The sequence below is a fragment of the Pseudomonas sp. M20 genome, from assembly GCF_045037865.1.
Classification (GTDB): Bacteria; Pseudomonadota; Gammaproteobacteria; order Pseudomonadales; family Pseudomonadaceae; genus Aquipseudomonas.
Genome location: NZ_CP173611.1, coordinates 3,824,694 through 3,844,269, shown reverse-complemented (window position 1 = coordinate 3,844,269; position 19,576 = coordinate 3,824,694). Strand labels below are relative to the sequence as shown.

The window sequence follows — 19,576 nt, the reverse complement described above, 5'->3', positions numbered from 1 at the left end:
CCCAAACTCACAAGACAACCCGCCGCCGACCATTTCGGGTCGCGGCCACTGCCATCTGATTGGAGTTTGATGACCATGAGTGTGGAAACTCAAAAGGAAACCCTGGGCTTCCAGACCGAGGTAAAGCAACTGCTGCACCTCATGATCCATTCGCTGTATTCCAACAAGGAAATTTTCCTTCGCGAATTGATCTCGAACGCCTCTGACGCTGTCGACAAGCTGCGCTTCGAAGCCCTGGCCAAGCCAGAGTTGCTCGAAGGTGGCGCTGACCTGAAAATCCGTGTGAGCTTCGACAAGGACGCCAAAACCGTCACTCTCGAAGACAACGGTATCGGCATGAACCGTGATGATGTGATCACCCACCTGGGGACCATCGCCAAATCCGGTACCGCTGATTTCATGAAGAATCTCTCGGGCGATCAAAAGAAAGATTCCCACCTGATCGGCCAGTTCGGTGTGGGCTTCTACTCTGCCTTCATCGTTGCCGACCAGGTTGACGTATACAGCCGTCGCGCCGGCACCCCGGCCAGCGAAGGCGTGCACTGGTCGTCGAAAGGCGAGGGCGAGTTCGAAGTCGCCACCATCGAAAAACCAGAGCGTGGCACGCGCATCGTTCTGCACCTCAAAGCTGCAGAAGACGAGTTTGCTGATGGCTGGCGTCTGCGCAACATCATCAAGAAGTACTCCGACCACATCGCTTTGCCGATCGAGCTGCCGAAAGAAGCGGCTGCTGCCGAAGGCGAAGAGACTCCGGCCGTTGAGTGGGAAACCGTCAACCGCGCCAGCGCCCTGTGGACCCGTCCGCGCACTGAAGTGAAGGACGAGGAATACCAGGAGTTCTACAAGCACATCGCTCACGACTTTGAAAACCCGCTGGCCTGGAGCCACAACAAAGTCGAAGGCAAGCTTGAATACAGCTCGCTGCTGTACGTGCCGGCCCGCGCACCGTTCGACTTGTACCAGCGTGAAGCGCCGAAAGGCCTGAAGCTGTACGTTCAGCGCGTGTTCGTCATGGATCAGGCCGAGTCGTTCCTGCCGCTGTACCTGCGCTTCATCAAAGGTGTGGTCGATTCCAACGACCTGTCGCTGAACGTGTCGCGTGAAATCCTGCAGAAAGACCCGATCATCGATTCGATGAAGACCGCGCTGACCAAGCGCGTGCTCGACATGCTGGAAAAACTGGCGAAGAACGAGCCTGAGCAATACAAGGGCTTCTGGAAGAACTTCGGTCAGGTCATGAAAGAAGGCCCGGCAGAAGACTTCGCCAACAAAGAGAAAATCGCCGGTCTGCTGCGTTTTGCATCGACCAACGGCGACGACGGCGAGCAGATCGTCGGTCTGGCCGACTACCTGGCACGCGCCAAGGAAGGTCAGGACAAGATCTACTACCTGACCGGTGAAACCTACGCGCAGGTCAAGAACAGCCCGCACCTGGAAGTCTTCCGCAAGAAAGGCATCGAAGTGTTGCTGCTGACTGATCGCATCGATGAGTGGCTGATGAGCTACCTCAGCGAGTTTGACGGCAAGACTTTCGTCGACGTGGCACGTGGTGATCTTGATCTGGGCAACCTGGACTCGGAAGAGGACAAGAAAGCCGCAGAAGAAGTCGCCAAGTCCAAAGAAGGTCTGGTTGAGCGTCTGAAAACCGCGCTGGGCGATTCCGTAGCTGAAGTTCGCGTATCGCATCGTCTGACCGATTCGCCTGCCATCCTCGCCATCGGCGAACAGGATCTGGGTCTGCAAATGCGTCAGATCCTCGAAGCCAGCGGGCAGAAAGTGCCGGATTCGAAGCCGATCTTCGAGTTCAACCCGAGCCACCCGCTGATCGAGAAACTCGATGGCGAGCAGAGCGAAGAGCGTTTTGGCGACCTGTCGCACATCCTCTTTGATCAGGCAGCGCTTGCTGCCGGCGATAGCTTGAAAGACCCGGCCGCCTACGTGCGCCGCCTGAACAAGCTGCTGGTTGAACTGTCAGCTTGATCACGTTGTAGAAAAACCCGCTTCGGCGGGTTTTTTCATTCTGGTGTTTAACAAATCAGGAGTCAGAAATGAGCCAAGTCACAGTACGTTCCGTGGTCTATCAGATTGACGGCCAGCCTTATGAAGGTCGTCTGGCGTTCGACGCCGAGCACAAAGGCGCGCGTCCGGGTTTGTTGATGGCGCCGAACTGGATGGGTGTCAGTGCTGGTGCCGAAGAGATCGCTAAATCGGTGGCGGCCAAGGGCTACGTGGTGTTGATCGCTGACGTCTACGGTCAGGCCGTGCGTCCGCAGAATGCTGATCAAGCGGGCGCGGCGATGATGCCGTTGAAGGACGATCGTGCGTTGCTGCGCACGCGGATGCAGGCGGCGTTCGAGCAGTTGCAGAAGCAGGGTGAGGCGGCGGTTGATACGTCGAAACTGGCAGTGTTCGGCTTCTGCTTTGGCGGTTGCTGTGCGCTGGATCTGGCTCGCACGGGGGCGCCGGTGAAGGCGGCGGTGTCGTTCCACGGTACGCTGGATTCGCCGAACCCGGCGGATGCGCAGAACATCAAGGGCTCGGTGCTGGTGTTGCACGGTGCTTCCGACCCGTTGGTGCCGAAGGAGCAGTTGCCGGCGTTTGAAGACGAGATGAACGCGGCGAATGTCGATTGGCAGTTGCTCAGCTATGGCGGTGCGGTGCACTCGTTCACTGATCCGCATGCCAATGTGCCGGGCAAGATGATGTACGACGCGAAGACCGCGAAGCGCGCGTTCAAGTCGATGCATGATTTGCTGGATGAAGTGTTCAAGGGCTGAAGCCTGAAAATCAAAAGCCCCTCACCCTAACCCTCTCCCGGAGGGAGAGGGGACTGAATGGGGGATGCTTGGGAGTTACGCCGACTTGAAAGGGCTGTGCTGAATCCATAGTCGCCAAGACTTTTCAGGTCAGCGTATAACCTGAGACATCTCGGTCGGCTCCCTCTCCCTCTGGGAGAGGGCTGGGGTGAGGGTACTTTTCAGCGCGGTAACTCGATCCGCTCAACTTCTCCCGGCACCGTCGGCCAATCCCCGGCCGCCCATTTGCGCCGCGCTTGATCAATCGCCGCTGGATCACTCGCGACAAAATTCCAGTTGATCCGCCGAGGCCCGTCCAGTGCCGCGCCGCCAAACACCACCGCGTGCACATCACTTTCGGCAAACAAACTCATCTCTTCCCCAGCCGGCAACACAACCAGCGCATGCGGCTCAATCGCTTCGCCGTTCAATTGCGCATCCCCACTCAGCACATAAACCGCCCGCTCTTCATGCTCGGTCGGAATCAGCAAAGTGGTTGCGGTTTGCATGTTCACTTCCGCATACAACGTAGGAGAAAGCACCGGCACCGGCGATTCCAGGCAAAAGCCTGACCCGGCAATCATGCGGATCTGTACGCCGAGGTTATCGCTGACCGGCAATGTCGCCGCCGGGTGATGGCTGTAATGCCCGGGACCTTGTTCATGATCCTTGGGCGAGGCCAGCCAGATCTGCAATCCGTGCATGGTGAAGCTCTGGTCCCACAACGGTTCCGGCGTGCGTTCAACGTGCGCAATCGCGCTGCCAGCGGTCATCCAGCTGACATCTCCAGCGCTGACCACCTGATCCGAGCCAAGGCTGTCCTTGTGCTGGATCTGTCCTTCAAACAAATACGTGAGGGTCGACAGACCAATGTGCGGATGCTGTCGGATGTTCATGCCCTTGCCTGTCGGATAAACCGTTTCGAGCATGTGATCAAAAAACACGAAAGGCCCGACGCTGCGGCATTTGGCTGACGGCAACGGGCGCAGAATCGGCTGGCCTTCGACGTCTTCGGCGCGCGGGCGGATGATCAGAGGTTGCGTGTCCATGGTGCATTCCAGGCTGAGCGGGTGATGCCAGAAGCATAACCCGCCGCTGGCATGAGGAGGATTACTGGCTGTCGAAGCCTTGTGGGGCGTGGGTTTCGATCGTCACTTCGCTGGTGGTCATCAGCTTGTGAATCGGGCAGCGATCGGCAACGCGCAGCAATTCCTCGCGCTGGGCATCGGTAAGGACGCCTTTGAGAGTAAGGGTGACGTGCAAGACGTATTTACCTTTCTGCTCTTCGCTATTGTCGCGTTTGACGTCAACACCGACACCGGTCAGCGGGATGTCTTTCTTCTTCGCGTACATCTTCAGGGTCAGTGCTTTGCAGGCGCCGAGGGCTGCATCGAAATAGTCGTGCGGCTCAGGTGCCGAGCCTTCGCCGCCTGCCGATTTCGGCACGTCGGCAAACAATTCGTGGTCATCAATTTGTACGGTGTGACGAAAACCTTCAGCGGAGACGGTATTGACGGTAACGGTCATGGGAACCTCACTGGCAGTAGGAAAAGTCGCTTCGATCAAAAAAGACCTTGCAGTTATAGAGTATTCCCACCGGTACGCGTTCCACTTTCCTGCGGGATGAACCCTTGTCGTCAGGGCAGGGTCTAGGCTATGCCTACTTCCTGGAGATTACTTGTGTCCCTGTATCGTTTGAGTCTTGCCTGTTTGTTGGTATTTGCCGGCAACGTCAGCGCCCGCGAGTACACCTACAGCGATGCGCACCTGCATTACGTGGATTTTTTCCAGGAAAGTGCTGGCATGGCGAAATTGCTGACGGCGATGAAGGGCGGTTCCGTCGAGCATGTGATGATTTCCGGTATTCCGGTTGCTAAGAAGTGGCATGAGGACGAACCCAAGCGCCCGCGCTATTACGCCGGGGATGACGCCGATGCTTACTGGTATAGCGCGACCGACGTGATTATCGCCGACGCGGTGCAAAAACTGAGCGCCGAGCAGCGCCCGTACTTTCATCCGTTCCTGTCCGGCTTCAATCCCAACGACAAGAACTCCGCCGCACACATCCAGCGCATGCTCGATCTGTACCCGGGACTCTGGCAGGGCATCGGCGAAGTGTTCACTCGTCATGACGATCTCACGGCGCTGACGTCCGGCGACACGCCGCGCGCCAACAACGAAGCCATGACCAAGATCTATCATCTGGCCGCCGAGAACGATCTGCCGGTGATGCTGCATTCCAACATCACCTCCAAGCGTGAGAAAAATCCTCTGTACCTGAAGGAAGTCGAAGAACCGCTGCGTAATCACCCGCACACGCGATTTATCTGGGCGCACGCCGGCACCAGCGCTGAAATCCATCGGCATCAGACGCAACTGACATTCCTGTTGCCCACGCTGACGCGCATGCTTGAGGCGTATCCCAATCTGTTCATCGACTTGTCATGGAGCATGCTCACGCCGTACCTGCTGGACGAGCAGGGCAAGCCGCGAGCGGAATGGCTGGCGCTGGTCGAGAAATACCCGGAGCGCTTCATGCTGGGTTCAGACGTAGTCGGGCGATTCAACAAACTCGGTGAGGAAATGCACAGCTTCAAGCCATTCCTCGATGCATTGCCCGAGGACGTCGCGAAAAAAGTCGCTCGGGATAACTTCCTGGCGATCTTGCCGCGAACGGTGCTCAAGTCCGGCAAAAGCACGCTGAATCGTTAATGCCAACGGTTCGATGGATCAAGGCCTTTTGATATCGCCTTTTCGTCTTACGCATTTTTCCGCCGGGCCGATACCTTCTAAAGCAACCAGCTGCAGGGTTGATGCAGCGCTTTTGGAAGGAACCAGAGCAATGAGTATCCGTAGTCTCAATATTGCCCCGCGCGCCGGGCTCGGTTTTGGCTTGTTGGCGTTGATGGTATTTGCCCTCGGGGCGTTCGCTTTATTGCAAATGTCGAACATGCGCGCGCAGTCCGACGAGGTTGATAACAACTGGCTGCCGAGCGTGATGGCGGTCGGTGAGATGAGCCAGGACATGCTGCGCCTGCGCGCATTGACCATGCGCCTGCTGCTCAATCGAGATCCGCAGGCACTCGAACAGAACGTTGCCAAGCTCAATGAATTACGCGGTGTGCTCAGTGAGGCCCAGCAGCGTTATGACGTGCTGATCGTACTGCCCGAGGAGCGCAAGCTATTTGACCGCTTCAAGGTCGCCGAGCACCAATACCTGGAGTTTCAGGCGCAGGTCATGCAGTTGTCTGCGCAGAATCGGGTCGAGGAGGCCGCGACCATTCTCAACGGTCAGATGAGTCCCTTGGCCGATGAAATTGCAGTGCTTTTGCGCGAACTGGTCGAACTGAATAAACACAATGCCAATCTCGCCACCGAAGCAGCGCGGCTGGTGTTTACCAGTTCGCGGGTGTGGGTCGGCGTGATGGTCGGTATCACTGCGCTGATCACCATTGGCTTGGCCCTGTTGCTGACGCGCAGCATCGTGCTGCCGCTGGCGCAATCGTTGGGTGTCGCCGAGGTGGTGGCAGGAGGTGATCTGACCGGCGATATCAACATCAGCGGCAAGGACGAACCGGCGCGACTGCTGCACGCGCTCAAGAGCATGCAACACAACCTGCGTGACACGATTCGGCAAATCTCCGAGTCCTCCAGTCAATTGGCCTCGGCCTCGGAAGAGCTGAGTTGCGTCACGGAAGACGCTACGCGCGGTTTGCACCAGCAGAGCCTGGAAATCGAACAGGCGGCCACGGCGGTCAATCAGATGACGGCTGCGGTGGAGGAGGTGGCAAGCAATGCCGTGGCCACGTCCGAGGCCTCTCGTGAATCCGATCGTATTGCCCAGCATGGCCGTCAACAGGTGCATCAAACGGTGTTGTCTATTGAATCGCTCGCCGATGATGTGACAGCCAATGCAAGTCAGGTGGAAGATCTGGCGCAGAAGGTTTACAGCATCAGCAAAGTGCTGGACGTGATTCGTTCGATTGCCGAGCAGACCAATCTGCTCGCTTTGAATGCTGCGATCGAGGCGGCGCGGGCTGGTGATGCCGGACGTGGGTTTGCGGTGGTAGCGGATGAGGTACGGGCCTTGGCGCATCGCACTCAGCAATCGACTCAGGAAATCGAGCAGATGATTGGCGGCATTCAGCAGGGCACCGATTCGGCGGTCAGTTCGATGCAGCAAAGCAATGTGCGCGCGCGTTCGACGCTCGAGTTGGCCAAGGCGGCCGGGACTGCACTTGAAGAGATCGCCTCGGCGTTCACGCTGATCAACGAGCGTAATCTGGTGATCGCCAGTGCTTCAGAGGAGCAGGCGGCTGTGGCACGTGAGGTTGATCGCAATCTGATGAATATTCGTGATCTGGCGATGCAGACCTCGGCGGGGGCCAATCAGACCAGTGCGGCCAGTCAGGAGTTGTCGCGGTTGGCGGTGGATCTGAACAGCATGGTGGCGAAGTTTTCGGTTTGAGTTTCGCCTTCAAAAGCCCCTCACCCTAGCCCTCTCCCAAGGGAGAGGGGACTGACCGTGGGAGATTGGCGAGATACACCGACCTGATCTGGCTTTGGAGAATCCATAATCGACTCGATTTTTCAGGTCGATGCATGGCGAAAGACACCTCGGGCGGCTCCCTCTCCCTCGGGAGAGGGCTGGGGTGAGGGGCGAGCCAGGCACAAGTCTCCAATCCAGCAGGCAAAAAAAGCCCCGCATTTCGCGGGGCTCTTTGTTCTTGCGGCAAATCAGCTGCCTTTAACGGTTTTGCCGTTGACCGTGCCGTCCTGGAGCATGATGTTGTACTCCTTGCCGTCGGTTTCAACCTGTTGCAGGCGAACCAGCAGGTAATCCCAATCCTTGGCGAACCAGAGGACGGTGGTGCGCTTGCTTTGTGTCGGGTCGCGTACGCGCTCGACCTTGATCGCATCGATCTTGCCAGCCTTGGTTTCGACTTTTTCCGAACCCAGCACGCGGAAGTCATAGGTATCGACTTCGCCGTCATCGACCACTTGATAGCTCATGGTCTTTTTGCCAGCAGCCACATCATGTTGCAGCGCCAGTTGATAGGTGGACTTGTCGACCATGCCACGGTTCAGCGGGATCTTCACCGCGTCGCCACGGTCGGTGCCGGTGACCATCTTGCTGTTCCAGTCGAAATCCAGATCAGCCTTTTTCGCCTTGCCCAGGCCACCACGTTCAAAGTGGTAGGACTGCGGCAGCAAAGTGTCCTTGTCCAGGGTCAGGGTGCTTTCTTCTGTCAGGCTAGCGATCATCATCGAAGCCTTGAAGCTGAGCTTCCAGACGCCGCTGGCTTCCTTGACCAGGCTGCGCTCGGCGGTGCCGCTCATGGGCAACTGCTTCCAGTCGGCGGTGTAGCTGGCGGAGAACGGTTGAAGTTCCGCTGCCTGCGCGAAGGGCAGGGCGAGCAGAGCGCAAGCGAAGAGCAGGGCGCGACGCATAATATCTCCTAGTGTCGAATCAAGTGGCCGCTGGCCGCGAGTAACTGGCCATCCAGTAAAGCACCGTGTTCACCAAGTGCCAGCCTGCCTTCGGCAAACCAGCGAACAGCCATCGGGTAGATCAGGTGTTCCTGAACGTGGACTCGCTGCGCAAGAGTCTGCGGCGTGTCGTGCAACTCTACCGGTAATACTGCCTGTACGACCAGTGGTCCGCCATCGAGTTCCTCGGTGACGAAGTGCACGGAGCAGCCGTGCTCAGTATCGCCGGCCTCCAGCGCGCGCTGATGAGTGTGTAACCCTTTGTATTTGGGCAGCAGCGACGGGTGGATGTTGAGCAGGCGACCCTGATAGTGGCGAACGAAGTCAGCGCTGAGAATGCGCATGAAGCCGGCCAGCACCACGAGTTTCGGATTGAATTCGTCGATCAGTTCGATCAGAGCAGCATCGAAGGCCTCGCGACCTTCGAATGCCTTGTGATCCAGCGAGCGGGTAGCGATACCTGCGTCACTGGCGCGTTGCAGGCCGTAGGCGTCGGCGCGATTGGAAATCACTGCAGCGATGCGGGCCGGGCTGTCGCCGGTCCGCGTGCTGTCGATCAGAGCCTGCAAGTTACTGCCGGTGCCGGACAGCAGCACCACGACATCACAGGTTGCGGACATTAATGAGCCTTAAGGTTCTGCAGATCAACCTGAGCAGCGCCTTCGGCAGCGGCAGCGATCTGACCGATGACCCAAGGCTGTTCGCCGGCGTCACGCAGGGTGTTCAGGGCAACTTCTACGTGTTCCTGAGCCACGCAGATGACCATGCCAACGCCGCAATTCAGTACGCGGTGCATCTCTGTTTCGTCAACGTTGCCTTTCTCTTGCAGCCAGTCGAATACGGCCGGGCGAGTCCAGCTAGCCACATCAACCACCGCCTGAGCGCCTTTTGGCAGAACGCGCGGGATGTTGTCGAGCAGGCCACCACCGGTGATGTGGGCCATGGCTTTGACCGCGCCGGTGTCTTTGATCAGCTTGAGCAGCGGCTTCACGTAGATGCGGGTCGGGGCCATCAGCAGGTCGGTCAGCGGTTTGCCGTCGAGCTGGATGTTTTCGATGTCGGCACCGGAGACTTCGATGATCTTGCGGATCAGTGAGTAGCCGTTCGAGTGTGGGCCGGACGATGGCAGGGCGATCAGTGCGTCACCGGTGGCAACTTTCGAGCCGTCGATGATTTCCGCTTTTTCCACGACGCCGACGCAGAAGCCGGCCAGGTCGTAGTCTTCGCCTTCGTACATGCCTGGCATTTCAGCGGTTTCGCCGCCAACCAGCGAGCAACCCGACAGTTCGCAGCCAGCGCCGATGCCGGTAACCACTTGGGTCGCGGTCTCGACATTGAGTTTGCCGGTGGCGTAGTAGTCGAGGAAGAACAGTGGCTCGGCGCCGCACACCACGAGGTCGTTGACGCACATGGCAACCAGGTCGATACCGATGCTGTCGTGCTTGTTCAGGTTCAGCGCCAGACGCAGCTTGGTGCCGACGCCGTCGGTGCCGGAAACCAGAACTGGCTGCTTGTAGCCGGCCGGGATTTCGCAGAGGGCGCCGAAACCGCCCAGGCCGCCCATGACTTCCGGGCGCGCAGTGCGCTTGGCGACGCTCTTGATGCGTTCGACCAATGCTTCACCGGCGTCGATGTCTACACCGGCGTCCTTGTAGCTCAGGGAGGGTTGCTTGCTCATGATCCAGGCCTTTAGGGGAGGGGATTCAGGGGTAACGACCGAGTTCAGCGGGAACTTCGAAATCGACGGGGCGATGGCCTCACGCGAGTTTCGAGGTGCCCGGCTGTTGCCGGTCTGCGAAGGCGCGCGATTTTATCAGGCTTGAGGGGCAGCGGCCATCCTCGCACCGACGGGCAGGGCCATATCAGCGGAAATTTTTTGCAATTGAGCCGTATGAACGCCTGTATAAAGTGTGGCGATTAACCGTCTATCGTTATCACTGTGCAAAATTTTACCGCTGTCGTGTGAATGTTTAGTGCTGGCAGATTGTCACAGCCTTGCTTAACCGGTTCACGCGGCCTGTTCCAGCCGCTCCTGTCGACGGGAATTCTCCATGCGTTTGTGTAAATTGTTGTTTGTGGGTTGTTTGTCTCTGATCAGCCTGGCGAGTCATGCCGAAAACCTCAAAGGTCTTTATCAAGTGCGCGAACCGGTCAATGGCCAGGCGCCGGAAGAACGTGGTCGCGCCACGCAAGCGGCGCTCGATACATTGGTGTTGCGCCTGACCGGCGATCCGAAGGCTGCGCAAAACCCGGGGTTGGCGGCGATTCGCAAGGATCCGCAGCAAATCATCAGTCAGTTCGGTTTCGATGCCGGGCCGCCGGAGGTGCTGAAGGTCGATTTCGATCCGGCGACCACCGAGCAGGCGTTGCGTCGTGCCGGGTTGTCGTTGTGGGGCGCCAGTCGCCCGTCGATCCTGAGTTGGTGGCTGAATGATTCGGCCAAGGGTTCGAGTCTGGTCGGTGATGGTCAGGCCGCTGCCGCGCCGTTGCGTACGGCTGCACAACATCGCGGCTTGCCATTGCGTTTGCCGCTGGCTGATTTGAGTGAGCAGTTGGTTGCCACTGCGCCAGCGCTTGAGGGCACGGATCCGGCGCCACTGCGCGGTGCTTCGGAGCGCTACAACGCTGATGTCTTGCTGGCGGTGCATGCCCGTGAAGAGGGCGGGCAGTGGCAGGCCAAATGGCACTTGTGGCTGGGCGATCAGAAAGAGGCGGGCAGTGTGCAGGGCGCCGATCAGGCTGCTGTCGCTGACGCAGTGATGCTGGCGGTGGCTGAGCGGCTGGCGCCACGTTTTGTGGCCAAGCCCGGCGCTTCGGGGCAGCAGACTCTGGAAGTGCAAGGTATGAATCTGGAGCATTACGCGGCGCTGTTGCGGTTACTCGAACCGTTTGGCGTGCGTCTGCAAAGTGTTGACGGCGATCGCATCGTTTATCGGGTCAATGGCAGCGCCGATCAAATGCGTGCGCAGTTGTCGCTGGCCAAGTTGCAAGAGTTGCCGGCCGAGGCGCCGACTCCGTTGGCTGCGCCACAGCCTGCGGTTGCAGGTGCGGCGCCAGTCGCGGCGCCAGCCCCGACCCCGGCAGCACCGTCGTTGCGGTTTCGCTGGTAAGTCTTTCCTTATATAGAAGCAGGAGTGGTACATGGCCGATACGCGGCGTTGGTTCTGGCTCGGTGGGGTAGTCCTGCTTTGCGCGTTTGTATGGTTGCTGCATCCGATCCTCACGCCGTTCCTGGTGGCGCTGCTGCTGGCTTATCTGTTCGATCCGCTGGTGGATCGACTGGAGCGGCTCGGTTTGTCGCGAACCTGGGGCGTGATCGCGGTGTTTGCTCTGTTCACCTTGATCGTCACCGCACTGATGCTGGTGCTGGTGCCGATGCTCGCCAAGCAGTTGCTACGTCTGTACGAACTGGCGCCGCAAATGCTCGATTGGCTGCAGCACACGGCGGTGCCGTGGGCGCAGTCGAAGCTGGGGTTGTCGGACGGTTTCTGGAAGTTCGATAAGGTCAAGGCCGCGATCAGCGAGCACATGGGGCAGACTACCGACATTGTCGGCGTGGTGCTCAGTCAGGCAACGGCCTCCAGTCTGGCGCTGATCGGCTGGCTGGCCAATCTGGTGCTGATTCCGGTGGTGAGCTTTTACTTGTTGCGCGACTGGGACGTGATGATGGCCAAGATCCGCAGCCTCCTGCCGCGTGATCGGGAAGAGACCATCGTATCGCTGGCCGGTGAATGTCATGAGGTGCTGGGCGCATTTGTTCGCGGTCAGTTGCTGGTGATGGTGGCGTTGGGCGTGATCTACGCAGCGGGCCTGATGATCGTCGGGCTGGAGCTGGGGTTGTTGATCGGCCTGATTGCGGGTCTGGCGGCGATCGTGCCTTATATGGGCTTCGTGATCGGTATTGGCGCGGCGCTGATTGCCGGGTTGTTCCAGTTCGGTGGCGATCTGTATCCGATGGTCGGGATCGTCGCGGTGTTCATGGTTGGTCAGGCGCTGGAAGGCATGGTGCTGACGCCTTTATTGGTGGGCGATCGTATCGGTCTGCATCCGGTGGCGGTGATTTTCGCGATTCTGGCCGGCGGCGAACTGTTCGGTTTCACCGGCGTGCTGCTGGCATTGCCGGTGGCGGCGGTGATCATGGTGCTGGTGCGCCATGTGCACGACTTGTACAAGGACTCCGACATCTATAGTGGCGTTGACGATCCGCAGTTGTAATGGCACAGGGACGGCCCGGCGAATCGCCGGGTTGGCCCGGGTCCTGCAGGCGTTGGTGCCAAAGAATCTGTCATAAATCCAGTGTGTTATCGCAAACCTTTGATTTTGCTTGGACTCTGTCGCATTGTGCGCTCAGCTTCACGGGTATAAACTTCGCAAACTTTACACAGAGGCCACTAACGGTTCCTTGAGAACTGTTCAGTCAGCATGAAACCGATTCAGCTGCCCCTAGGTGTGCGTCTGCGTGACGACGCCACCTTCATCAACTACTACCCAGGCGCCAATGCCGCTGCACTCGGCTATGTCGAGCGTCTATGCGAAGCCGACGCCGGCTGGACAGAAAGCCTGATCTACCTGTGGGGCAAACACGGCGTAGGGCGTACGCATCTGTTGCAAGCGGCGTGTCTGCGATTCGAGCAGATGGGCGAGCCGGCGGTGTACTTGCCGTTGGCCGAGTTGATGGATCGCGGTGTCGAAATCCTCGACAACCTCGAACAGTACGAACTGGTTTGCCTGGACGACTTGCAGGTGATTGCCGGCAAGGCTGACTGGGAAGAGGCGATGTTTCATCTGTTCAACCGTCTGCGCGACAGCGGTCGGCGCTTGCTGATTGCCGCTTCCACCTCTCCGCGTGAGCTGCCGGTCAAACTGGCTGACTTGAAATCGCGCCTGACCCTGGCGCTGATTTTTCAGATGCGGCCGCTCTCCGATGAAGACAAACTGCGTGCTCTGCAATTGCGCGCCTCGCGTCGCGGTCTGCACCTGACCGATGAAGTCGGGCATTTTATTTTGACTCGCGGCACCCGCAGCATGAGTGCGCTGTTTGACTTGCTTGAACAGCTCGATCAGGCCTCATTGCAGGCTCAGCGCAAGCTGACCATTCCCTTCCTGAAAGAAACGCTGGGCTGGTAGCTATCCCTTTGATTCTTCGGCTTTCAGCGTATTTCGGCATATTTCAGGCGCCAGAAAATCCGCTTTCCTGCACGGTGTGCAAGCCGCGTATCGGTTCAAATGGGCTTAAGCGCTTAGATGTAAACGAGAAACCGAGAAGTCACAAAAAGATCGATTGAATTTGCAAATGAGGCTGATAGCGGGCATAGTCTCGCCTTCTTTACAACTATCAGCCACGGTCGTGCCCATGCTAAAGCGCTTCGCACCCCTCGTGCCTCTCGCACTCGTCACCCTGTTGTACGGTTGTGCTGCTCATTCTCCAGTTCAAGAGCAGCCTCAACAGGTTAAAAATTCTGCCACGGCTCAGTCTTCCGTTATTTATCAGGAAGAGCTGGACACCGAAAAAGAACTCAACGAATTCAATGGCAAGAAGCCTTATCAGCTTCCTGTTCTGGCCGACAGTATCCTCGAACGCGGCATGTCCCTGATCGGTACCCGTTACCGTTTCGGCGGTACCTCTGAAGCCGGTTTCGATTGCAGCGGTTTCATCGGCTACCTGTTCCGTGAAGAAGCTGGCATGAACCTGCCACGCTCCACGCGTGAAATGATTAACGTCGATGCTCCACTGGTATCGCGCAGCAACCTTGAGCCGGGCGATCTGCTGTTTTTCGCCACCAACGGTCGTCGCGGTCGTGTCAGTCACGCCGGGATCTACCTCGGTGACAACCAGTTCATCCACTCCAGCAGTCGTCGCAGCGGCGGTGTTCGCATCGACAGCCTGGGTGACAGCTACTGGAGCAAGACCTTCATCGAAGCGAAACGCGCATTGGCCAACGCTCCGACGGTTGTCACCGCTCGCAAGTAATCCCCATTGTCGCTGCGTTCGCGGCGACAATCAGGCTTCCGGCAACGGAGTAGACGTAGACTTTACAAGGTGAAGTTAAAGTCTTACTTGAAGTTTGCCGCGTAGCCGCTAGAATCCTGTATCTATATTGATGGCAAACCGCCTGCGTGCTCACGCAGGCGGTTTTGTTTTCTGTCCATCGGCAGAAAAAGCCGCAGCCAGATCAGGATGTTCTGCTTATGACGATGTCGGCACGCCTCACTTTGATCTTCTTCGCAGCGCTGCTCAGCGCCTGCGCCAGTCGCACGCCGCCACCTGCGCCGGTGGTACGCGCCCCGGTCGTGTTCGGCCCCTCCCAAGCTTTTTCGCCTGCTGCTGAGGACGTGCTGTTTCGCGCGCTCGGCTTGGTCGGCACGCCTTATCGCTGGGGCGGCAACACGCCGGATTCGGGGTTTGATTGCAGCGGCCTGATCGGGTTTGTCTACCGTGATGCAGCAGGCATCTCGCTGCCGCGCTCCACGCGCGAGATGATCGTCATGCAGGCGCCGAATGTTGGCAAGGAAGGCTTGCAGACGGGCGACCTGATTTTCTTCGCCACCAATGGCGGCTCGCAGGTCAGTCACGCGGGGATTTATGTCGGCGAAGGGCGGTTTGTGCATGCGCCTGCCACGGGCGGGACGGTCAAGCTCGACAGCCTGTCGAAGGCGTATTGGCAGAAGGCTTATCTGAGTGCCAAGCGGGTGTTGCAGCCGGAGCATCTGGCGCATAACCCGTAGTAAAAATCGCAGCAATCCTAATGTGGGAGCGAGCCTGCTCGCGAAAGCGGTGTATCAGTCAACTCAATGGAGACTGACACTCCGCATTCGCGAGCAGGCTCGCTCCCACAGTTGTTTCAGGTCACATTCAACATCACTTCGTGGCTGAGACTCGCCACACCTTATTGCCAACATCATCCGCCACCAGCAAGCCACCCTGCTGATCAATCACCACGCCTACCGGCCGGCCCAATGCATTCTCGTCCTTGTCGAGGAACCCGGTCAGCACATCCACCGGTGTGCCGCTCGGCTTGCCGCCGGTAAATGGCACGAAAATCACTTTGTAGCCACTGTGCGGTTTGCGGTTCCATGAGCCGTGCTGGCCGATGAACGCGCCTTCCTTGAACTGCGCCGGCAGGGTGTTGCCCTCGGCGAAGCTCAGGCCCAACGAGGCGGTGTGCGGCCCGACCGCGTAATCCGGGGCGATGGCCTTGGCCACCAGGTCCGCGTTTTGCGGCGACACGCGGACATCAACATGCTGACCGTAGTAACTGAACGGCCAGCCATAGAATCCGCCGTCCTTCACTGAAGTGATGTAGTCCGGCACCAGATCACTGCCGATTTCGTCACGCTCGTTGACGGCTGTCCACAACGCGCCACTGCTGGGCTCCCAGGCCAGGCCGTTGGGGTTGCGGATGCCCGAGGCGAAGATGCGGTGATTGCCGGTCGCCCGATCGACTTCCCAGATCGCTGCGCGGCCTTCTTCCTTATCCAGACCATTTTCGCCGACGTTGCTGTTCGAGCCGACCGTGACGTACAGCTTGCTGCCGTCTTTGCTGGCGATGACGTTTTTGGTCCAGTGATGATTCAGCGTGCCGCCGGGCAAATCGACAACCTTGATTGGTTGCGACTTGATTTCGGTCGCGCCGGGTTCGTAGTTGAAGCGCAGCAAGCGATCGGTGTCAGCGACGTAAAGATCGTTGCCGACCAGCGTCATACCGAACGGCGAGTTGAGGTTCTGCAGGAACACCGTGCGCGTCTCAGCCACGCCATCGTGATCGGCGTCACGCAGCAAGGTGATGCGGTTCGGACTCGGCACGCCCGCGCCAGCCTTGCCCATGACCTTTTTCATCACCCAGCCGCGAATGCCACTGCTGTCATCAGGCTTTGGCGGGGCGTTGGTTTCCGCCACCAGCACATCGCCATTGGGCAAGACATAGAGCCAGCGCGGATGATCGAGGCCTTCGGCGAACGCTGCCACCTGAGTGCCAGCCGCCGCAGTCGGTTTGCCGCCTGCGGGCCAGCCGATTGCCGGGGCGATGTTCACCGTCGGGATCAGGGTCTTGTTCGGTTCGGGGAGTTTCGGTGACGGGCCGGTGCCGTCGGAGACTTGCAGGCTGGAGGTTTCACCGCAGGCGGCGAGTCCTCCGGCGAAGGCGATGACAAAAACGAGCTGGGGCTTGCGCATTGCTGATCTTCCCTATGAATGCATTCCTAATCATAGAGGAGGGCGCAAGCCCGATGGTTCAACTGCTCAGCCGCGAGCTTCCTTGAACAGCACGGCGATGCCCGGGTGATAGTTGCCCGCTTCGCTGCGCAATTTGCGGTAGGCGTAGGGGAAATACCAGGCGACGGCACAGGTGTGTTCCTTTTGCAGATCGTCGACCATGTCCTGCAACTCTTCGGGGCTGGCGCTGTGCTGGGCTTTTTGCGGCGCGACAAACAGGCAGCCGAGCTTGAGGTCGCTGGCATAGCTGATGCGTTTGGCATCGTTGGTGATGTCCAGCAGAGCTTGGGTCAGATTCAGGTTGGTAACCTTTGGCCAGCGTTGCGTGGCCTGAATGAAAGCGCGGTCCTCAGCACCGGCGAGAAACAGATCGGCGCGGGCATTGCGCTCGCCTTCTTCGTTCTGTTTGCGCGTGGCAGTGTCGTTCAAAGTGACCAGCTCGGCCATCCACGCCGCCGCCGAGAGCAATCCGAGATTGGCTTTCTCGTCATGCCAGTAAGGCGTGTCGCTGTCGCCGCGCACGGCGTTGTAACGGTCGATACAGTCAAACCAGCGTTCAAGCACCGGGCGCAGGAATTCCAGGCGCGGGTTGCTGATGATCATGCCTTGCATCGTCATCATCCTTTATTGTTGTAGTGGGCGTTTCGGAAAAAGCATGGCTCTTTGATATCGCTTGTATCAGTGTGGCACAAGATTGGCGTCAGAGAATTGATCGACGGCAGTTATTCGCTCGATGGCCGCCTCTTTAATTGACGCTCCACCCCCAACCCTCTAACCTTCGCGGCTTGTTTCAGGTGCTCTGTGACCTGCGTCGACAGAGTGAAACAGGGAAGCCGGTGAGGGTTGTCTTCGCACGAAGAACCACCACGATCCCGGCGCTGCCCCCGCAACGGTAAATGAGTGAACACTGCGTCGAATGCCACTGCTCAAAGCGGGAAGGCGCGCAGTCAGGCCAACGCCGCTCATGAGCCCGGAGACCGGCCTGATCCATCCAGCGGCATCACGGTGGGCGATGCCAGGCTTTTTGCCGTCTATTCTTGTGCCTGCCCGCCGTTATCCAGCCTCAACGGAGAGCTCCCCCATGACTGATTCCCCCGAGCGCGACGAACGCCATCTGGCGCGTATGCAACGCAAAAAAGCCGTGATCGACGAACGCATCGCCAACTCGCCTGACGAGTGTGGCCTGGTGCTGGTGCTGACCGGCAACGGCAAAGGCAAAAGCAGCTCGGCGTTCGGCATGCTCGCCCGCGCTATGGGCCACGGCATGCAGTGCGGTGTGGTGCAGTTCATCAAGGGCCGCAACAGCACCGGTGAAGAACTGTTTTTCCGCCGCTTCCCCGAGCAAGTTCGCTTCCATGTGATGGGCGAAGGCTTCACTTGGGAAACCCAGGATCGTCAGCGCGACATCGCCGCTGCCGAAGCCGCGTGGGCAGTCTCGCGCGAACTGCTGCGTGATCCGTCGATCGGTCTGGTGGTGCTCGATGAATTGAACATCGCCCTCAAACACGGCTACCTCGATCTCGATCAGGTACTCAGCGATCTGCAGGCGCGTCCGCCGATGCAGCACGTGATCGTCACCGGTCGCGCGGCCAAGCCGGAAATGATCGAAATGGGCGACACGGTCACCGAAATGGGCATGCTCAAACACGCCTTTCAGGCCGGCATCAAAGCGCAGAAAGGCGTCGAACTTTGAATCAACCACGTCACTGCCCGGCGGTGCTCATCGCCGCGCCGGCTTCCGGTCAGGGCAAGACCACCGTCACCGCCGCGCTCGCCCGTTTGCATCGCAATCAGGGGCGCAAAGTGCGCGTGTTCAAATGCGGCCCGGACTTTCTCGACCCGATGATCCTCGAACGCGCCAGCGGTGCGCCGGTGTATCAACTGGACATGTGGATGGTCGGTGAGCAGGAAAGTCGTCGCCTGTTGTGGGACGCCGCTGCCGAGGCGGATCTGATTCTGATCGAAGGCGTGATGGGCCTGTTTGACGGCACGCCGTCCAGCGCCGATCTGGCGCGGCACTTCGGTGTGCCGGTGCTTGGCGTGATTGATGGGACGGCGATGGCGCAGACTTTTGGTGCGTTGGCGCTGGGCCTGGCGAAGTATCAGCCGGATTTGCCATTTGCCGGCGTGCTGGCCAATCGTGTTGGCACTTTGCGCCATGCGCAATTGCTCGAAGGCAGCCTGACTGAAGGTTTGCGCTGGTACGGTGCGTTGTCGCGTGAGACTGGCATCGAATTGCCGAGTCGTCACCTCGGCCTCGTGCAGGCTAGCGAATTGAATGACCTCGATGTGCGTCTCGACGCCGCTGCCGATGCATTGGCCAGCAGTTGCGAGGTAGCGCTGCCACCGGCGGTTGAGTTCGCCGCGCCTGACGTGATAGCTGTCGAGCCGCTGCTGAAGGATGTGCGCATTGCCGTTGCGCGTGATGAGGCGTTTGCCTTCACTTATGGCGCGAGTCTGGATCTGCTGCGTGCGATGGGCGCTGAGTTGAGTTTCTTCTCGCCGATCCGCGATACGCACTTGCCTGAGGCGGATAGCTTGTATCTGCCCGGCGGTTATCCGGAATTGCACCATGTTGCATTGTCGCAGAACACCGCGATGCTTGAGGCGATTCGTGCGCATCATGCGGCGGGGAAACCGTTGCTCGCTGAATGTGGCGGCATGTTGTATTTGCTCGACTCTTTGACGGACGTTGAAGGCACTCGTACCGAACTGGTCGGACTGCTTGAGGGCGATGCGGTGATGCAGAAGCGTCTGGCGGCGTTGGCGTTGCAAGCGGTGGATCTGCCGGAAGGTTCGCTGCGCGGTCACACCTATCATCACTCCCTGACCGCCACCGAACTGACGCCGATTGCCCGTGGCTTGAGCCCGAATGGTGGGCGTGGCGCCGAGGCGGTTTATCGGGAAGGGCGGATGACGGCCTCTTATGTGCACTTCTATTTTCCCTCGAATCCGAATGCGATTGCCGCATTGTTTGCGCCAGACCGTGAGGCCGCCTTCGCGAGCAAGCTCGCTCCCACAGGGGATTGCGTTTCTTGAGCAAGCACCCCGTCCAATGTGGGAGCGAGCTTGCTCGCGA

18 protein-coding genes and 1 riboswitch are annotated in these 19,576 nt (G+C 59.0%); of the genes, 11 read left to right on the top strand and 7 right to left on the bottom strand.

All coding sequences use genetic code 11. The features are described from left to right. Window positions 1-75: 75 nt before the first annotated feature. On the top strand, window positions 76-1,980 hold the full coding sequence (gene htpG, locus ACI514_RS16990; protein ID WP_160056878.1) for a molecular chaperone HtpG: 1,905 nt from the start codon (window positions 76-78) through the stop codon (window positions 1,978-1,980). 68 nt (window positions 1,981-2,048) lie between these two features. Continuing rightward, a complete protein-coding gene (locus ACI514_RS16985; RefSeq protein WP_160056880.1) occupies window positions 2,049-2,777 on the top strand; it encodes a dienelactone hydrolase family protein in 729 nt (242 codons plus the stop codon). Window positions 2,778-2,977: 200 nt separating this feature from the next. Here the strand turns inward: ACI514_RS16985 and ACI514_RS16980 are convergent, their stop codons facing one another. Both ACI514_RS16980 and ACI514_RS16975 read right to left on the bottom strand, forming a co-directional pair. Further along, a complete protein-coding gene (locus tag ACI514_RS16980) occupies window positions 2,978-3,844 on the bottom strand; it encodes a pirin family protein (protein WP_405122068.1) in 867 nt (288 codons plus the stop codon). A 61-nt stretch (window positions 3,845-3,905) separates the two neighbouring features. Next, window positions 3,906-4,322, bottom strand: coding sequence for an OsmC family protein (locus ACI514_RS16975; RefSeq protein WP_008082948.1), 417 nt, complete (start codon window positions 4,320-4,322; stop codon window positions 3,906-3,908). A gap of 129 nt (window positions 4,323-4,451) precedes the next feature. On the opposite strand from ACI514_RS16975, the gene ACI514_RS16970 reads away from it, so the two are divergent. After that, window positions 4,452-5,507 carry an amidohydrolase family protein gene (locus ACI514_RS16970; protein ID WP_405122067.1) on the top strand — a complete coding sequence of 352 codons (1,056 nt, stop codon included), beginning with the start codon at window positions 4,452-4,454 and terminating at the stop codon, window positions 5,505-5,507. Between the two features lie 130 nt (window positions 5,508-5,637). Beyond that, window positions 5,638-7,263 (top strand): methyl-accepting chemotaxis protein, encoded by a 1,626-nt coding sequence (locus ACI514_RS16965; RefSeq protein ID WP_160056888.1) that lies wholly within the window; start codon window positions 5,638-5,640, stop codon window positions 7,261-7,263. A 269-nt stretch (window positions 7,264-7,532) separates the two neighbouring features. Here ACI514_RS16965 and ACI514_RS16960 read toward each other — a convergent pair whose 3' ends face one another. From ACI514_RS16960 to purM, 3 genes are read right to left on the bottom strand one after another with little or no spacing between them, the layout of a single operon-like run. After that, window positions 7,533-8,246 carry a DUF3108 domain-containing protein gene (locus ACI514_RS16960; protein WP_160056890.1) on the bottom strand — a complete coding sequence of 238 codons (714 nt, stop codon included), beginning with the start codon at window positions 8,244-8,246 and terminating at the stop codon, window positions 7,533-7,535. An 8-nt stretch (window positions 8,247-8,254) separates the two neighbouring features. Continuing rightward, complete coding sequence (purN, locus tag ACI514_RS16955) at window positions 8,255-8,905, bottom strand: phosphoribosylglycinamide formyltransferase (protein ID WP_160056892.1); 651 nt, start codon at window positions 8,903-8,905, stop codon at window positions 8,255-8,257. After that, complete coding sequence (gene purM, locus ACI514_RS16950) at window positions 8,905-9,963, bottom strand: phosphoribosylformylglycinamidine cyclo-ligase (protein WP_008082936.1); 1,059 nt, start codon at window positions 9,961-9,963, stop codon at window positions 8,905-8,907. Before purM ends, purN begins: the two co-directional genes overlap by 1 nt. Window positions 9,964-10,336: 373 nt before the next feature. On the opposite strand from purM, the gene ACI514_RS16945 reads away from it, so the two are divergent. From ACI514_RS16945 to ACI514_RS16925, 5 genes are all read left to right on the top strand, one after another. After that, window positions 10,337-11,395 carry a DUF2066 domain-containing protein gene (locus ACI514_RS16945; RefSeq protein WP_405122066.1) on the top strand — a complete coding sequence of 353 codons (1,059 nt, stop codon included), beginning with the start codon at window positions 10,337-10,339 and terminating at the stop codon, window positions 11,393-11,395. 31 nt (window positions 11,396-11,426) lie between these two features. Further along, complete coding sequence (locus ACI514_RS16940) at window positions 11,427-12,500, top strand: AI-2E family transporter (protein WP_102900818.1); 1,074 nt, start codon at window positions 11,427-11,429, stop codon at window positions 12,498-12,500. Between the two features lie 207 nt (window positions 12,501-12,707). Further along, entirely contained in the window at window positions 12,708-13,412 is a 705-nt protein-coding gene (hda, locus tag ACI514_RS16935) for a DnaA regulatory inactivator Hda (RefSeq protein WP_007919828.1), read from the top strand. A gap of 226 nt (window positions 13,413-13,638) precedes the next feature. Then, window positions 13,639-14,256: a C40 family peptidase gene (locus tag ACI514_RS16930; RefSeq protein WP_007919826.1), complete on the top strand. Its 618-nt coding sequence runs from the start codon at window positions 13,639-13,641 to the stop codon at window positions 14,254-14,256. 218 nt (window positions 14,257-14,474) lie between these two features. Further along, window positions 14,475-15,011, top strand: coding sequence for a C40 family peptidase (locus ACI514_RS16925; RefSeq protein ID WP_034156233.1), 537 nt, complete (start codon window positions 14,475-14,477; stop codon window positions 15,009-15,011). 133 nt (window positions 15,012-15,144) lie between these two features. On the opposite strand, the gene ACI514_RS16920 is transcribed toward ACI514_RS16925, so the two are convergent. Together ACI514_RS16920 and ACI514_RS16915 are read right to left on the bottom strand one after the other, a co-directional pair. Then, the gene (locus tag ACI514_RS16920) at window positions 15,145-16,458 is read right to left on the bottom strand and encodes a PQQ-dependent sugar dehydrogenase (RefSeq protein WP_405122065.1); all 1,314 of its coding nucleotides are present in this window, start codon (window positions 16,456-16,458) and stop codon (window positions 15,145-15,147) included. A 66-nt stretch (window positions 16,459-16,524) separates the two neighbouring features. Further along, window positions 16,525-17,109, bottom strand: coding sequence for a hypothetical protein (locus tag ACI514_RS16915; RefSeq protein ID WP_077571724.1), 585 nt, complete (start codon window positions 17,107-17,109; stop codon window positions 16,525-16,527). Window positions 17,110-17,272: 163 nt separating this feature from the next. Then, a riboswitch (cobalamin riboswitch) is annotated at window positions 17,273-17,498 on the top strand. 80 nt (window positions 17,499-17,578) lie between these two features. Here ACI514_RS16915 and cobO point away from each other — a divergent pair. Then, window positions 17,579-18,190, top strand: coding sequence for a cob(I)yrinic acid a,c-diamide adenosyltransferase (gene cobO, locus ACI514_RS16910; protein ID WP_003223053.1), 612 nt, complete (start codon window positions 17,579-17,581; stop codon window positions 18,188-18,190). Continuing rightward, window positions 18,187-19,536, top strand: coding sequence for a cobyrinate a,c-diamide synthase (locus tag ACI514_RS16905; protein ID WP_405122064.1), 1,350 nt, complete (start codon window positions 18,187-18,189; stop codon window positions 19,534-19,536). Before cobO ends, ACI514_RS16905 begins: the two co-directional genes overlap by 4 nt. Window positions 19,537-19,576 lie beyond the last annotated feature (40 nt).

Excerpts from the sequence above, each read along its gene's own strand:
- htpG (WP_160056878.1), top strand. The coding sequence starts at position 76 with ATGAGTGTGGAAACTCAAAAGGAAACCCTGGGCTTCCAGACCGAGGTA.
- ACI514_RS16985 (WP_160056880.1), top strand. The coding sequence starts at position 2,049 with ATGAGCCAAGTCACAGTACGTTCCGTGGTCTATCAGATTGACGGCCAG.
- ACI514_RS16980 (WP_405122068.1), bottom strand. The coding sequence starts at position 3,844 with ATGGACACGCAACCTCTGATCATCCGCCCGCGCGCCGAAGACGTCGAA.
- ACI514_RS16975 (WP_008082948.1), bottom strand. The coding sequence starts at position 4,322 with ATGACCGTTACCGTCAATACCGTCTCCGCTGAAGGTTTTCGTCACACC.
- ACI514_RS16970 (WP_405122067.1), top strand. The coding sequence starts at position 4,452 with ATGCCTACTTCCTGGAGATTACTTGTGTCCCTGTATCGTTTGAGTCTT.
- ACI514_RS16965 (WP_160056888.1), top strand. The coding sequence starts at position 5,638 with ATGAGTATCCGTAGTCTCAATATTGCCCCGCGCGCCGGGCTCGGTTTT.
- ACI514_RS16960 (WP_160056890.1), bottom strand. The coding sequence starts at position 8,246 with ATGCGTCGCGCCCTGCTCTTCGCTTGCGCTCTGCTCGCCCTGCCCTTC.
- purN (WP_160056892.1), bottom strand. The coding sequence starts at position 8,905 with ATGTCCGCAACCTGTGATGTCGTGGTGCTGCTGTCCGGCACCGGCAGT.
- purM (WP_008082936.1), bottom strand. The coding sequence starts at position 9,963 with ATGAGCAAGCAACCCTCCCTGAGCTACAAGGACGCCGGTGTAGACATC.
- ACI514_RS16945 (WP_405122066.1), top strand. The coding sequence starts at position 10,337 with ATGCGTTTGTGTAAATTGTTGTTTGTGGGTTGTTTGTCTCTGATCAGC.
- ACI514_RS16940 (WP_102900818.1), top strand. The coding sequence starts at position 11,427 with ATGGCCGATACGCGGCGTTGGTTCTGGCTCGGTGGGGTAGTCCTGCTT.
- hda (WP_007919828.1), top strand. The coding sequence starts at position 12,708 with ATGAAACCGATTCAGCTGCCCCTAGGTGTGCGTCTGCGTGACGACGCC.
- ACI514_RS16930 (WP_007919826.1), top strand. The coding sequence starts at position 13,639 with ATGCTAAAGCGCTTCGCACCCCTCGTGCCTCTCGCACTCGTCACCCTG.
- ACI514_RS16925 (WP_034156233.1), top strand. The coding sequence starts at position 14,475 with ATGACGATGTCGGCACGCCTCACTTTGATCTTCTTCGCAGCGCTGCTC.
- ACI514_RS16920 (WP_405122065.1), bottom strand. The coding sequence starts at position 16,458 with ATGCGCAAGCCCCAGCTCGTTTTTGTCATCGCCTTCGCCGGAGGACTC.
- ACI514_RS16915 (WP_077571724.1), bottom strand. The coding sequence starts at position 17,109 with ATGCAAGGCATGATCATCAGCAACCCGCGCCTGGAATTCCTGCGCCCG.
- cobO (WP_003223053.1), top strand. The coding sequence starts at position 17,579 with ATGACTGATTCCCCCGAGCGCGACGAACGCCATCTGGCGCGTATGCAA.